The organism is Pseudonocardia sp. NPDC049154, assembly GCF_040648315.1.
Classification (GTDB): domain Bacteria; phylum Actinomycetota; class Actinomycetes; order Mycobacteriales; family Pseudonocardiaceae; genus Pseudonocardia.
On sequence record NZ_JBEZDN010000054.1, the window covers coordinates 13,338 to 27,436 of the forward strand.

Annotated in this window: 13 protein-coding genes; 12 read left to right on the plus strand and 1 reads right to left on the minus strand. The window is 71.7% G+C overall.

Annotated features, from left to right (window positions below):
- The first annotated feature begins 57 nt into the window (after nt 1–57).
- The gene (locus AB0B41_RS23785; protein WP_358206845.1) at nt 58–1,239 is read left to right on the plus strand and encodes an acyl-CoA dehydrogenase family protein; all 1,182 of its coding nucleotides are present in this window, start codon (nt 58–60) and stop codon (nt 1,237–1,239) included.
- 2 nt (nt 1,240–1,241) lie between these two features.
- Nucleotides 1,242–3,194, plus strand: a complete 1,953-nt coding sequence (locus AB0B41_RS23790) for an AMP-binding protein (RefSeq protein WP_358206847.1) — start codon at nt 1,242–1,244, stop codon at nt 3,192–3,194.
- 49 nt (nt 3,195–3,243) lie between these two features.
- On the opposite strand, the gene AB0B41_RS23795 is transcribed toward AB0B41_RS23790, so the two are convergent.
- Nucleotides 3,244–4,020: an FCD domain-containing protein gene (locus AB0B41_RS23795; RefSeq protein WP_358206849.1), complete on the minus strand. Its 777-nt coding sequence runs from the start codon at nt 4,018–4,020 to the stop codon at nt 3,244–3,246.
- Between the two features lie 99 nt (nt 4,021–4,119).
- On the opposite strand from AB0B41_RS23795, the gene AB0B41_RS23800 reads away from it, so the two are divergent.
- The 10 genes from AB0B41_RS23800 (at nt 4,120) to AB0B41_RS23845 (ending at nt 14,098) form a co-directional block, all read left to right on the plus strand.
- Nucleotides 4,120–5,199: an acyl-CoA dehydrogenase family protein gene (locus tag AB0B41_RS23800; protein ID WP_358206851.1), complete on the plus strand. Its 1,080-nt coding sequence runs from the start codon at nt 4,120–4,122 to the stop codon at nt 5,197–5,199.
- A 111-nt stretch (nt 5,200–5,310) separates the two neighbouring features.
- Nucleotides 5,311–6,477 carry an acyl-CoA dehydrogenase family protein gene (locus AB0B41_RS23805; protein WP_358206853.1) on the plus strand — a complete coding sequence of 389 codons (1,167 nt, stop codon included), beginning with the start codon at nt 5,311–5,313 and terminating at the stop codon, nt 6,475–6,477.
- A gap of 66 nt (nt 6,478–6,543) precedes the next feature.
- A complete protein-coding gene (locus tag AB0B41_RS23810) occupies nt 6,544–7,308 on the plus strand; it encodes an SDR family NAD(P)-dependent oxidoreductase (protein WP_358206855.1) in 765 nt (254 codons plus the stop codon).
- Nucleotide 7,309: 1 nt separating this feature from the next.
- The gene (locus AB0B41_RS23815) at nt 7,310–8,482 is read left to right on the plus strand and encodes a thiolase family protein (RefSeq protein WP_358206857.1); all 1,173 of its coding nucleotides are present in this window, start codon (nt 7,310–7,312) and stop codon (nt 8,480–8,482) included.
- Nucleotides 8,483–8,484: 2 nt separating this feature from the next.
- Nucleotides 8,485–9,699 carry an acetyl-CoA hydrolase/transferase C-terminal domain-containing protein gene (locus AB0B41_RS23820; RefSeq protein ID WP_358206859.1) on the plus strand — a complete coding sequence of 405 codons (1,215 nt, stop codon included), beginning with the start codon at nt 8,485–8,487 and terminating at the stop codon, nt 9,697–9,699.
- Nucleotides 9,696–10,613, plus strand: coding sequence for a hydroxymethylglutaryl-CoA lyase (locus AB0B41_RS23825; RefSeq protein ID WP_358206861.1), 918 nt, complete (start codon nt 9,696–9,698; stop codon nt 10,611–10,613). Before AB0B41_RS23820 ends, AB0B41_RS23825 begins: the two co-directional genes overlap by 4 nt.
- Nucleotides 10,614–10,637: 24 nt before the next feature.
- Nucleotides 10,638–11,396, plus strand: a complete 759-nt coding sequence (locus tag AB0B41_RS23830; RefSeq protein ID WP_358206863.1) for an SDR family NAD(P)-dependent oxidoreductase — start codon at nt 10,638–10,640, stop codon at nt 11,394–11,396.
- Complete coding sequence (menB, locus tag AB0B41_RS23835; protein ID WP_358206865.1) at nt 11,396–12,250, plus strand: 1,4-dihydroxy-2-naphthoyl-CoA synthase; 855 nt, start codon at nt 11,396–11,398, stop codon at nt 12,248–12,250. The genes AB0B41_RS23830 and menB overlap by 1 nt, the downstream gene beginning before the upstream one ends.
- Nucleotides 12,251–12,266: 16 nt before the next feature.
- Entirely contained in the window at nt 12,267–13,037 is a 771-nt protein-coding gene (locus AB0B41_RS23840) for an enoyl-CoA hydratase-related protein (protein WP_358206867.1), read from the plus strand.
- A gap of 8 nt (nt 13,038–13,045) precedes the next feature.
- Nucleotides 13,046–14,098 carry an LLM class flavin-dependent oxidoreductase gene (locus AB0B41_RS23845; protein ID WP_358206869.1) on the plus strand — a complete coding sequence of 351 codons (1,053 nt, stop codon included), beginning with the start codon at nt 13,046–13,048 and terminating at the stop codon, nt 14,096–14,098.
- Nucleotide 14,099 lies beyond the last annotated feature (1 nt).

The following is a 14,099-nucleotide window of genomic DNA, read 5'->3' on the forward strand; positions in this document are numbered from 1 at the left end:
ACTAGCTTTGGTCTGACCGATAGCATATTATCGGCGGCATCCAACGAAGGAGGTTCCATGGATCTCGCAGACTCCCCGGAGGAGGCGGAGTTCCGGGGGCGTGTGCGGGCCTGGCTCGCGGAGGCGCTGCCCACCCTCCCGTGGCCGGAGCCCGTCGAGCTGGCCGAGAAGCTGCCGTTCTGGCGCCAGTGGCAGCGGCTGCTGTTCGAGGGGGGCTACGCGGGCATGTCGTGGCCGCGCGAGTACGGCGGTCAGGGGGCGGACGCGAAGATCCGCGCGGTGTTCACCGAGGAGGCGGACCGGGCGGGCGCACCCGAGCGGCTCAACACCGTGGGCGAGGACTTCGCGGGCCCCACGATCATCGCCTTCGGCACGCCGGAGCAGAAGGAGCGCTTCCTGCGGCCGATCCTCACCGGCGACGAGCTGTGGTGCCAGCTGTTCTCCGAGCCCGAGTCCGGCTCGGACCTGGCGTCGCTGCGCACGAAGGCGGTCAAGGTCGACGGCGGCTGGCGGATCACCGGCCAGAAGATCTGGACCAGCCGCGCGCACCTGGCGACCAACGCCATCCTGCTTGCCCGTACCGGTGGGCCGGACCTGCCGCGGCACAAGGGAATCAGCTACTTCCTGCTGCCGCTGGCGAGCGAGGGCGTAACCGTCCGGCCGCTGGCGCACATGCTGGGCGAGGCGGAGTTCAACGAGGTCTTCCTGGACGACGTCTTCGTGCCGGACGCCCTGGTGCTGGGCGAGGTGAACGGCGGCTGGAAGGTCGCCATGGCCACTCTCGGGTTCGAGCGGGTCGGCATCGCGACCGGCCGGGTCAACACCAAGCGGGCCGTGGACGACATCATCGCCGAGATCCGCGGGATGACCGACGGCGCGGGCGACCCGCTGGGCGCGGACCCGTCCGTGCGACGGAAGGTCGCCGACCTCTACGGTCGGGCGTTGGTCCACCACGCCATCGGCCAGCGGGTGCTGACCATCGCCGCGGACGGCGGCCCGCCCGGGCCGGTGACCTCGATCGGCAAGCTGTACTTCTGCCCGCTGGTGGAGGACCTCGCGGACTTCCGGCAGTCGCTGTCCCCGCTCGGTGGCCAGCTGGCCCCCGAGGAGCAGCCGGCCGCGGAGAGCCGCTGGCAGCGGCTGGCGTACCAGGCCCGGGGCACGGCGATCGCCGGCGGTTCGACGTTCATCCAGCGCAACATCGTGGCCGAGCGGATGCTCGGCATGCCGAGGAGCTGAGCATGACCACCACCTCCGCATCCCCCACGGCCGCCGGCACCTACGTCTGGAGCCCTGGCGCGGAGTACCTCGAGAACGCCCGGGTCGCCCGGTTCGCCCGTGCCCACGGCATCGAGGGGATCGACGCGCTGCGCGCCCGGTCCGTCGCGGACGTCGCTTGGTACTGGGACGCCGTCGTGCATGACCTGGGGGTGCCGTTCTCGCGGCCCTACACCCATGTTCTCGACCTCTCCCGCGGCGTGACCGACCCGGACTGGTTCGTCGGCGGTGAGGTGAACGTCGCCGACGCGTGCCTGACGCGCTGGGCGGCCGACCCCGCCGCCCGGGACCGCACGGCGGTGGTGCACGAGGCCGAGGACGGCGCCGTCGACCGGCTGACCTTCGCCGAGCTCGACGACCGGTCGCGGCGGGTCGCGGCGGGCCTGCGTGCGCTCGGCATCAGCCGGGGGGAGGCGGTGGCGCTCTACCTGCCGATGGTCGCCGAGGCGGTCGTCGCCTTCTACGCCGCGGCGCGGCTCGGTGCGGTGCTGGTCCCGCTGTTCTCCGGCTTCGCGGCGGGTGCGATCGCCTCCCGGCTGCAGGACGCCGAGGTGCGGGCGATCGTCGTCGCGGAGTCCACGGTCCGCCGGGGCCGCACGGTGTCGATGTTGCCGCAGGTTCGCGAGGCCGTGGCACTGACCCCGTCGGTCCGGAACGTCGTCGTGGTCGGCACCCCGGGCGAGGGCGAGACCGCCTGGTCGGACCTGCTCGCACACGAGCCCGTCACGGGAGCCGCCGAGCCGATGGCGTCGACGGACACGCTGCTGCTGGCCTACACCTCGGGCACCACCGGACGCCCGAAGGGCGCGGTGCACACCCACGCCGGTTTCCTGGTGAAGACGGCGAGCGAGGTCGCCTACTCCTTCGACCTCGGGCCCGGCGGGGTGTTCTGCTGGATCACCGACATGGGCTGGATCATGGGCCCGCTCTCGATCGTCGGCACGCACGCCAACGGCGGCACCCTGGTTCTCTACGAGGGCTCACCGGATGTGCCGGACCTCGGTCGGCTGTGGCGGCTCGCCGAGCGCCACCGGGTCACCATGCTGGGGGTCTCGCCCACGCTCATCCGCACGATCCGCTCCGCCGAGGCGGTTCGCGGGTTCGACCTCTCCTCGGTGCACACCCTCGGGTCGACGGGGGAGCCGTGGGACGCGGAGTCCTACGAGTGGCTGGCGCGCACGGTCTTCGGCGGCCGCGTGCCGATCATCAACTTCTCCGGCGGCACCGAGGTGGGCGGGTCGTTCCTCGCTCCGTACCCGATCGAGCCGATCCGCAGCTGCTCGCTCGGCGGTCCGTCGCTCGGGATGGACGTCGACGTGGTCGACGCCGCGGGTGAGCCGGTGCGCGGCGAGGTGGGCGAGCTCGTGTGCCGCCAGCCCTGGCCGGCGATGACCCGCGGCATCTGGCGGGACCGCGAGCGCTACCTCGAGGCCTACTGGTCCACCTTCCCCGGGATGTGGCGGCACGGCGACCACGCCGTCGTCGACGCAGACGGGCAGTGGTTCCTGCGCGGCCGCTCGGACGACGTGATGAACGTGGCGGGCAAGCGGTTGGCGCCCGCCGAGGTCGAGGCGGTGCTGATCGCACATCCTGACGTGGCCGAGGCCGCAGTGGTCGGGGTGCCCGACCCGAAGAAGGGCGAGACCGTCTGGGCCTTCTGGGTACCTCGGGCGGGTGCGACCACGGATGAGGCGGAGCTGGCCGACACGCTGCGCCGCAAGGTGGGGGAGGAGCTGGGCAAGCCGTTCGCGCCGAGCCTGCTGCGCCGGGTGGACCAGCTGCCCAAGACCCGGTCGGCCAAGATCATGCGGCGTGCGGTCCGGGCCGCCGCGCTCGGTCAGGAGCCCGGTGACCTCTCCGGCGCGGAGAACCCCGAGGCGCTGGACGTGGTCCGGGCGGCGGTGCGTGATGGCTGAGCCGATCGAGAACCGTGATGCCGTGGTGTGCACCGCCGTCACCCGGGTGTCATTCCTCCTCGGGCACCGCCACTTCCTCCTCGGGCACCGCGACCGTCGTCCGCTCGTCGACCTCGAGCGCCGCGGCGGCGTAGGAGTGGACGTGCCGGGTCATCCGGCGGACGGCGGCGTCCGGGTCGCGGTCCTTGATCGCCCGGGTGACGGACCGGTGGGCGCGCACGGTGATGTCGCGGACCTCGTCGTTGATGAAGCCCTCGTTGTTCGTCGTGGTGTAGATCGCCCGCGACAGCGCCATCATGATGCCGGTCAGGATCTCGTTGTGGCTCGCCGTCGCCACGGCGACGTGCCAGTCCACGTTGTTCCGCAGGAACTCGTCGAGGTCGCCGCTGGCGGCGATGGCCTCGTTGGCGAGCTCGAGCCGCCGCAGGTCAGCGGTGGTGCGGTGCTGGGCGGCGAGCCGGGCGCAGGAGGGCTCGATCGCCTCTCGGGTCTCGTGCACCGAGGCCAGCCGGATCTGCCTGCCGCGGATGAGGAGCTCGAGGGAGCTGGCCACGGACTCCTCTCCCGGCCGCTGCACGAATGCGCCCCCCGCGCGACCGGCCTTGATCCGGATGAGGCCCTGCACCTCGAGGATGCGCAGGGCCTCGCGGACGGTGGTGCGGCTCATCCGGGTCTGGGTGACGAGCTCGCGCTCGGGGGGGAGCGGCGTGCCCTCGGGGTACTCGCCCGAGAGGATGCGTTCCCGGAGTTCGTTCGCGAGCACGTCGGAGGCCTTGGGGACCTCCATGGGGGAGAGCCGGATCGCCGATCGCGCCTCTGCAGCCACCGCGACCTCCTTCCGTGGTCCAAAGGTCAGACCCAACTTAGCATCGGCAGTGGCGACGACCGAGCCGTCGCCGGCCGGCGAGTCGAGTAGGAGCACGTCATGCGTTGGGAACTCTCTGCCGAGCAGGCCGACTTCCGCTCGGTGCTCGCGGACTGGCTGGCCCAGACCTGCCCCGCCGAGACGGTGCGGGACTGGCTGGACGCCGGCGACCACGGCACGTTCGAGGAGCGGTTCGTCGGCGAGGGCTGGTTCGGCGTCGGCGCGCCCGAGGAGCTGGGCGGCGAGGGCGGCGGGCTCGTCGAGCTCGCTCTGGCCGCCGAGGAGCTCGGCCGCTCGGCCGCTCCGTCGTCCGCCTGGTTGGGGTCGATGCTCGCCCTGCCGGCGCTGGCCGCGTTACCCGAGGCGGCGAAGGCACTGCTCGCCGACGGCGTGACCACGGTGCTCGCCGTTCCGGCCGGGCAGGTTCCGGGAAGCGGGTCCGGGGTGACGACGGACGGGGCGAGCCTGACCGGCCGCATCCCGACAGTGCTCGCCGCGTCCCGCGCCCGCCGGCTGGTGGTGCCGGTGAACGGTGCTCTGCACCTGGTCGAGGTCGACCAGCCCGGGGTGCGGATCACCCCGCGGGCACTCACCGACCGCAGTCGCACCGTGGCGGACGTCGAGCTCGACGGGGCTCGCGCCCTCGCGATCCCGCTCGACGGCGCCGAATCGGCGCAGGCGCTGGAGCTGGCGGCCAGGCGGGCCGCAATCCTGGTGGCTGCCGACGCCCTCGGCGCGATGGAGCGGATGCTGGACACGACGGTCGAGTACACCTTGCAGCGCAAGCAGTTCGGCGTGCCGATCGGCTCGTTCCAGGCGGTCAAGCACGCGGCCGCGGAGATGCTGGTCAAGGTCGAGTCCGCGCGCTCGATCCTGTACCTGGCGGCGGCCTCGGTCGGGGCGGATGAGGGAGACGCGCCGGTGCTCGCTGCGGCGGCCAAGGCGCAGATCTGCGCGGCCGCGTCGGCCGCGGCAGACTCCGCGCTGACGCTGCACGGCGCCATCGGCTACACGTGGGAGCACGACCTGCAGCTGTACTACAAGCGTGCCAAGCTCGACGTCGAGCTGTTCGGCTCGCCCGGGCTGTGGAACGACCGGCTCGCGGACCGGCTGGCGCTGGTCCCGACTGCGCAGGGGTAGCAGCAGCCATCTTGGTATGACCTTTGCCACGACGGCGGGGGCCGCCATTTTTGGTCAGTCCTTTGTTACGATCGACCGCGACGGAGACGACGTGGTCCGAGGAGGTGTGCGGTGGACTTCGAGCTCACCGAGGATCAGGCGACGATCCGGGACGCGGTCCGGGACCTCGCCGGCAAGTTCGACGACCAGTACTGGATGGAGCACGACCGGGACAAGGTGTTCCCGACGGAGTTCTACGAGGCGCTGGCGTCCGGCGGGTGGCTCGGAATCACCACGCCGGAGGAGTACGGCGGCCACGGGTTCGGCATCACCGAGGCCTCGATCCTCATCGAGGAGGTCGCCAAGTCCGGCGGCGGCATGAACGCCGCCTCGGCGATCCACTTGTCGATCTTCGGCATGCACCCGGTGATCAAGCACGGCTCCGAGGAGCTGAAGAAGCGCACGCTGCCCCGGATCGTGGACGGCTCGCTGCACGTGTGCTTCGGGGTCACCGAGCCCGGCGCCGGCCTGGACACCACGCGCATCACCACCTTCGCCAAGCGCGAAGGCGACCACTACCGCGTCAACGGGCGCAAGGTGTGGATCTCCAAGGCGATGGAGTCGGAGAAGGTCCTGCTACTGACTCGCACCGAGAAGGTGGACGAGGTCGCCAAGAAGACGGACGGCATCACGCTGTTCCTCACCGACCTGGACCGCTCCAAGATCGACATCCGGCCGATCCCGAAGATGGGCCGCAACGCCGTCACCTCCAACGAGCTGTTCATCGACGACCTGATGGTGCCGGTGGAGGACCGGGTCGGCGAGGAGGGCAAGGGGTTCACCTACATCCTCGACGGGCTCAACCCGGAGCGGATGCTGGTCGCAGCGGAAGCGCTGGGCCTCGGCCGGGTCGCACTGGACCGCGCGGTGACCTACGGAAACCAGCGCGAGGTGTTCGGGCGGCCGATCGGGATGAACCAGGGTCTGCAGTTCCCGCTCGCGGACTCGCTGGCCCGCCTGGACGCCGCGGAGCTGATACTGCGCAAGGCGACCTGGCTCTACGACCACGGCAAGCCGTGTGGCCGCGAGGCCAACACCGCCAAGTACCTGTGCGCGGACGCCGGGTTCCAGGCAGCGGACCGGGCGCTGCAGACCCACGGCGGGATGGGCTACTCCGAGGAGTACAACGTCGCCCGCTACTTCCGCGAGGCCCGGCTGCTGAAGATCGCGCCGCTCCCGCAGGAGATGGTGCTCAACTACCTGGGCTCGCACGTGCTGGGCTTGCCGAGGAGCTACTGAGCCCACCCACCCCGCCGGCTCCGCAAGCTCCGCCGGCTTCCATCCCCCGGAGGAATGGTTTCACTCATGCCAGCTCTTGAGGTCTTCTCCCTCGACGGCCGCGCCGCCCTCGTCACCGGCGCCGGCGGAGGGATCGGCGCCGCGGTCGCCCACGCCTTCGCGAAGGCCGGGGCCTCGGTGCTGGTCACCGATGTGAACGAGGACGCCGCGCGCGTCGTCGCCAAGCAGATCGTCGAGGCCGGCGGCACTGCGGAGAGCCAGGTGCTCGACGTGCGGGACCGGGCCGCGGCGGACGCAGCGGCGGCCAAGGCCGCGGATCTGGGCGGCGGCACGTTGCACATCGTCGTGAACAACGCCGGGGCGATCTCGCCCGCGATGTTCCCCAAGCTGACCGAGGACGCGTTCCGGCGGGTCGTCGAGATCCACCTGATGGGGTCGTTCACCGTCTCCCAGGCGGCGCTGCCCTTCCTCGCCGACGACGGCTCGGGCCGGATCCTCAACGTCACCTCCGCGGCCGGGCTGGTCGGCACGATCGGGCAGGCCAACTACGGCGCGGCGAAGGCGGGGATCGTCGGGCTGACCAAGTCCCTGGCCCGGGAGCTGGCGCGCAGGCAGATCACGGTGAACGCGCTGGCCCCGCTCGCGGCCACCGCCATGACCGAGAACATCCGCAGCAACGAGAAGCTCGCGCAGAAGACGCTGGAGCGGATCCCGTTGCAGCGCTGGGCCTTCCCGGACGAGATTGCGGCGAGCTTCGTCTTCCTGGCCTCGCCCGCGGCGTCCTACATCACGGGCCAGGTGCTGCCGGTCGACGGCGGGACGGTGATCTGACGTGCCGCTCGTCGGGAGGGACGTCTTCCTGGTCGAGGGCGCGCGGACGCCCTTCGGGAAATCGCACCCGGAGAAGGGCTGGTTCCGCGACACCCACCCCAACGATCTTCTCGGCGCGGTCTATCGCGACCTGCTGGGCCGCGCCGGGATCGCACCCGGTGTCGTCGAGGACCTCGTCGTGGGCTGCACGGCCCCGTTCGGGGAACAGTCCCGCAACATCGGGCGCAACGCCTGGTTGCAGGAGGGCTACCCGCCCGAGGTGCCGGCTGTGGTGCTGGACCGGCGGTGCGGGTCGGCGCAGACGGCGAGCGAGATGGCTGCGTCCCTGGTCGCGTCCGGGGTGCACGATGTGGTGATCGCCGCGGGCGTGGAGCACATGGGGCACGTGCCGATGAACTCCCCGGCGAAGATCTCCGAGCTCTACGGCGAGCCGTGGACCGCGCGGATGTGGGAGCAGTACGACTTCGTGCCCCAGGGTGAGAGCGCGGAGCTGATCGCCGAGCGCTGGGACCTCTCCCGCGAGGAGATGGACGAGTTCGCCGCCCGCTCGCACGCGCTCGCCAGCGAGGCGATCGAGGCGTGCCGGTTCGACGCCGAGCTGATCGACTGGGAGCTCGACGGCGAGGTCCGCCGCAGCGACCAGACGGTCCGGCCCGGGACGACCACCGAGACCCTGGCCGGGCTGAAGACGGTGTTCCGCAAGGAGAACGGCCGTATCACCGCAGGTACCTCGTCCCCGATCTGCGACGGCGCCGCGGGTGTCCTGCTGGCCTCGCAGGAGGCCGTCGACGCCCACGGGCTCACCGCCCGGGCGAAGATCCTGGACCAGACCACGGTCGGCGTGGACCCGGTGATCATGTTGACGGGGCCGATCCCGGCCACGCACAAGCTGTTGGAGCGCAACGGGCTCGGCATCGACGACATCGACCTGTTCGAGGTCAACGAGGCGTTCAGCTCCGTGGTGCTCGCGTGGCAGCGCGAGCTCAAGCCGGACATGGACCGGGTGAACGTCAACGGCGGCGCCATCGCCCTGGGGCACCCGGTCGGGGCGACCGGCGGGCGGCTGCTGGCCACGATCGTGGCCGAGATGGAGCGCCGGGACGTCGAGCTGGGCCTGGTCACCATGTGCTGCGGCGGCGGCCTCGGTACTGCCACCCTCCTGCAGCGGGTCTGATCATGATCGATCTCAGGCAGCACATCCACGCCGGGGACGGTGTCTGGTGGAGCCAGGCGGGTGCCGAGGCCACCCCGCTGGTCGACGCGCTGCTCGACCAGGTCGCCGCCATCGGCCCGGTGCGCGCGTTCAGCGGGCTGACCTTCAACCGCAGGCTTCGCGAGGTGCCCGAACAGCTCACCCTGGTGTCGTACGGTGCCATGGGCGAGCTGCGGAGGGCGCGTGCGCTGCAGGTCGTGCCCGCGCACTACTCGCTGCTGCCCGGGTTGTTCGCCGAGCGCGCGCTGCCCGGGGACGTCGGACTGGTGCAGGTCTCCCCGCCGGGCCGGGACGGCGTGTGCTCCCTCGGGATAGGTGTGGACTACGCCGCGGACGCCGTCCGCCACAGCCGGGTGCTGATCGCGGAGGTGAACACCCGGATGCCGGCGACCGTCGGCACGCCGGGCATCCCGCTCGAGCGCTTCGCCGCGACGATCGAGACCGACCGGCCGGTGCCGCCCGCCCCGGACCGGGCGCCGGACGCCGTGGACGAGGCGATCGCCGCCCGCGTCGCGGAACTGGTGGAGGACGGCGACACCGTGCAGGTGGGCGTCGGCGCCCTGCCCACGGCGATCATGGACGGGCTGTCCGGGCACCGCGACCTCGGCTTCCACTCGGGCATGCTCACCGACGGGGTGCTGCGGCTGGTGGAGAAGGGCGTGCTCACCGGGCGGCGCAAGGAGATCGACGAGGGTCTGCTGGTCACCGGCACGGCGATCGGCAGCGGGGAGCTCTACGCCCGGCTGGGCGAGCTGCCCGTGGTCTTCCGGCCCGCCAGCTACACCCACAACCCGGCGGTCCTGGCCCGGCTGCGCCGGCTCGTCGCGATCAACTCGGCGATCGAGGTGGACCTGAGCGGGCAGGTCGGCAGCGAGGTCGTCGGCGGCCGTTACCTGGGCGGCATCGGCGGCCAGGCAGACTTCTCCGGCGCGGCGGCGCGCACCGGCGCCCGGTCGATCATCGCCCTGCGCTCCACCGTGAGCGGCGCGTCGACCATCGTCCCGGCGCTGGGCGGGCCGGTCAGCACTGCGCGGGCGGACGTGGACGTCGTCGTCACCGAGCACGGCACTGCGTGGCTGCGTGGCTGCCCGCTCGACGAGCGCGGCGCCCGCTTGGTGGCGGTCGCCGCGCCCGAACATCGAGAAGACCTCGAGCGAGCTCTCCGGGAGGGTCCATGAACAAGCGGGTGCACATCCGTGAGGTGGGGCCGCGTGACGGGTTCCAGAACGAGCCCGAGCGGATCGCCACGGACGACAAGGTCCGGCTGATCGAGGCGCTGGCCCGGGCGGGGTTCGAGCGTATCGAGGTGGCCAGCTTCGTGCGTCCGGACGTGATCCCGCAGCTGTCGGACGGCGTCGAGGTGCTCAACCGGATCGACGTGCCGGACCATGTGAAGCTCATGGTGCTCATCCCGAACAGCCGCGGCCTCGACAATGCGCTGAAGGTGCGGGAGCGCTTCCACGAAGCGGCGATCTTCGTGTCGGCGTCGGAGACGCACAACAAGAAGAACGTCAACCGCACGGTCGACGAGACCATGGCCGACAACGACGTCATGGCGAAGCGGATCCGGGCCGAGGGCCTGAACTGCGCGGCGGTCGTCGCGACGTCGTTCGGCTGCCCGTACGAGGGCAAGGTCGAGCTGGGTCGGGTGCTGGACCTGGCGGAGCGCTTCGCCGAGGCGGGTGCGACGGAGATCGGGTTCGGCGACACCACCGGCATGTGCAATCCGGCGTACGCCCGTGAGTTCTTCGCCGCGGCGCTGGAGCGGCTTGCCGGGGTCGAGGTCACCGCGCACTTCCACAACACCCGCGGGCAGGGCCTGGCGAACGCCTACGCCGCGCTCGAGGCCGGTTGCACCAGCTTCGAGTCCAGCTTCGGCGAGCTCGGTGGCTGCCCGGTCCCGAAGGGCTCCACCGGCAACATCGCCACCGAGGACCTGGTGAGCATGTTCCACGAGATGGGCGTGGACACCGGCCTCGACCTGCCGAAGGTCATCGAGGCCGCCCGCGAGGCCCAGCGCGTGCTGGGTCGCACCCTCACCAGCCACTCGTTGATCGCCGGGCCGATCGACTGGCACCTGCAGAGCGTCTGACACTCCTGAGAAGAGGACTCGAAGATGAGCAACCGCACCGCGTTCGTCACCGGCGGCGCCCAGGGCATCGGCCGGGGCATCGCCCTCACCCTGGGTGAGCACGGCTTCAAGGTCGCCGTGGTCGACCTGAACCTGGAGGCCGCCCAAGCCACCGCGACGGACATCGTCGACGCAGGCGGCACCGCTGCGGCCGTGCAGGCGGACGTGACGGACACGGCGTCCGTGCAGGCCGCCGTCAAGTCCGTCACCGAGGAGCTCGGCCCGATCGAGGTCGCGGTGAACAACGCGGGCTGGGACGACTTCATGCCGTTCCTCAAGACCAGCGAGGACTTCTGGGACCGGATCCTGGAGATCAACTTCAAGGGCCAGCTGCGTGTGGTGCAGGCCGTCGTGCCGGGCATGGTCGAGCGGGGCTTCGGCCGCGTGATCAACATCGGTTCGGATGCCGGCCGCGTGGGCTCGTCCCTGGAGGCCGTGTACTCCGGCGCGAAGGGCGGGATCATCGCGTTCACCAAGACGCTGGCGCGCGAGGTCGCGACCAAGGGCGTCACCGCCAACACGGTGTGCCCCGGCCCGACCGACACCCCGGCGCTGCGCAAGTTCGCGAACAACTCGGGCCAGGACGCCGACAAGGTGCTCGGCGGCATGACCCGCGCCGTGCCGATGAAGCGGCTGGCCGAGCCCTCGGACATCGCCGCCGCGGTGGCCTTCTTCGCCTCCGACGCCGCCGGTTACATCACCGGCCAGACCCTGTCCGTCAGCGGCGGACTGACGATGGCCTGATGCGCGTCTCCGGTCCCCGCGAGCCCGTCGAGTGGACGAGCGTCGGGAAGTACGACGACATCCGTCTCGATCACTCGGGCGACGGCATCGCCAAGATCACCATCTGCCGTCCGGAGGTGCGCAACGCCTTCCGTCCGCAGACGCTGATGGAGATCTCGGACGCTCTGACCCACTCCAGGGAGGACGGCTCGATCGGCGTGATCGTGCTGACGGGGGAGGGGCCGGACGCGTTCTGCTCCGGCGGGGACCAGCGCGTCCGCGGGGACACCGGCTACCTCACCGAGCCCGGCCGTGCCGACGTCGTCGGGCGCTTCCACGTCACGGACCTGCAGGTGCAGATCCGCAGGCTGCCCAAGCCCGTCGTCGCGATGGTGGCGGGCTACGCCATCGGCGGCGGGCACGTGCTGCACCTGGTGTGCGACCTGACGATCGCGGCGGACAACGCGCGGTTCGGCCAGGTCGGGCCGAAGGTCGGCTCGTTCGACGGCGGCTTCGGCGCCGGCCTGCTCGCCCAACAGGTCGGGCAGAAGCGCGCCAAGGAGTTCTGGCTGCTCTGCGAGCAGTACGACGCCGCCGAGGCCAAGGAGATGGGCCTGGTCAACACCGTCGTGCCGCTGGCCGAGCTGGAGACCGAGACCGTCGCCTGGTGCCGGCGCATGCTGCGGCTGTCCCCGATGGCGCTGCGGTTGTGCAAGGCGAGCTTCCATGCCGCCGAGGACGGCCTGTCCGGCATCCAGCAGCTGGCCCACGACACCAACCTGCTCTTCTACGCCACCGAGGAGGCGCAGGAGGGCCGCGAGGCGTACAAGGCGAAGCGGGTCCCCGACTTCGACCGCTTCCCACGCCGCGCCTGAGCGAGAGGATGACCCTGTGAGCGATGTGGTGACGTGGGAGGACGCGGCCGAGGGCGTCCTCGTCGCGACCATGGACCGGCGTCCGGCGAACGCGCTCGGACAGCCGATCATCGACGGCCTCGACGCGCTGCTCGACGAGGTGAAGCGCCGCGACACCCGGGTACTCGTGCTCACCTCGGGCATCCCCGGCTTCTTCGCCGCGGGGGCGGACATCAAGCACATGGGCACGGTGGACGCCGAGTCGTTCACGGCCTACGGCGACCGGTTGCGCGGCGCGGTGGAACGGCTCGCGGCCGCGGACGCGGTCAGCATCGCCGCGGTCGAGGGTGTCGCGCTCGGCGGTGGGCTGGAGCTCGCGATGGCCTGCTCGATGCGCGTCTCGGGTGCCGAGGCCACGTACGGCCTCCCCGAGGTGCGGCTCGGCCTGATCCCGGGCGCGGCCGGCACCCAGCGTCTCCCGCGGCTGGTCGGGCGTGGTCGCGCGATCGACATCATGGCGACGGCGCGCCAGGTGCCCGCCGACGAGGCCAAGGCCATCGGCCTGGTGGACCGGCTGGTCGGGGCGGGGGAGGCGCGGGAGGCCGCGGTCGAACTCGCGGTGCAGCTGGCCGGTCTGTCCCGGCCCGCGCTCGCCGCGGTCATGTGCACCGTGGACGCCGCCTTCGACCTCCCGTTCGAGGACGGCAAGCGGTACGAGATCGAGCAGATCCAGGGCCTGTTCGAACACGGGGAGGCGCGCGAGGGGATCTCGGCCTTCCTGGAGAAGCGCGCCCCGAAGTTCGGCTGAGGACGGACATGGACACCACGTCGACGCTCGGCGCGGGCTACGGACTGACGGTCTTCACCGCGGGCCACGGACCCGAGCGGTTCCAGCGGGCCGCGGAGATCGCGCGGTCCGCAGAGGAAGCGGGCTTCGCGGCCGTGTGGGTCTCCGAGCTGTACAACCGCTCCGCGACCGTGCCGATGGCCGCCCTCGCCACGGCCACCGAGCGCATCCTCATCGGTTCCAACATCGCCTACGGCGCGGCGCGCTCGCCGATGATCCTGGCCGCCGAGGCGCGGGACCTCGACGAGCTCAGCGGAGGCCGCATCGTGCTCGGCCTGGGCAACGGCACCCCCGGAATGATGCAGAACTGGATGGGCGTGGACGGGTCCGCGCCGGCCGTCCGCATGGAGGAGCTGGTCGAGGTCCTCCGGAAGCTGTGGCGCCTGCACGAGGGGCCCGTCTCGCACGAGGGACGCTTCTACTCCCTCGCCATCAACCCGACGATCCCCACGGCCCGGCCGATCCAGGACCCGCTGCCCATCTGGACGGCCGGGGTCAACCCCCGCATGGTCCGCGCGGCCGGGCGGGTGGCGGACGGGCTCGTCGGGCACCCGATGATGACCGCCGCGTACGTCGAGGAGGTCCTGCGCCCCGAGCTCGCCCGCGGCGCCGCCGAGGCGGGGCGCGACGTCACGGTCGCCGTGTCCGGCACGCGGATCTGTGCCGTGGACGAGGACGAGGAGGCCGCCCGCAGGCGGGCCGCCTTCGCGATCGCCCAGTACGCCGCGGCCCGGGTCTACGACCGGCTGTTCGCCCTGCACGGCTGGTCGGATACCCAGGGGCGGATCCGCGCCGCGGTAAAGGCACAGGACCCCCAGGCGATGACCGCGGCGGTCACCGACGAGATGGTCGACGCGATGGCGATCGCCTGTCGTCCGGCGGACCTGCCGCGGCTCGTCGCCCGACACGCCGAGCCCTTCGACCACCTCAACCTCACCGCCCCGCCGTGGGGCCTCGAGCCGGACGAGATCGAGGCCGCCACCCGGCGCCTGGTCCACGTCCGAGCCCCTGCCCCGGCCTGAG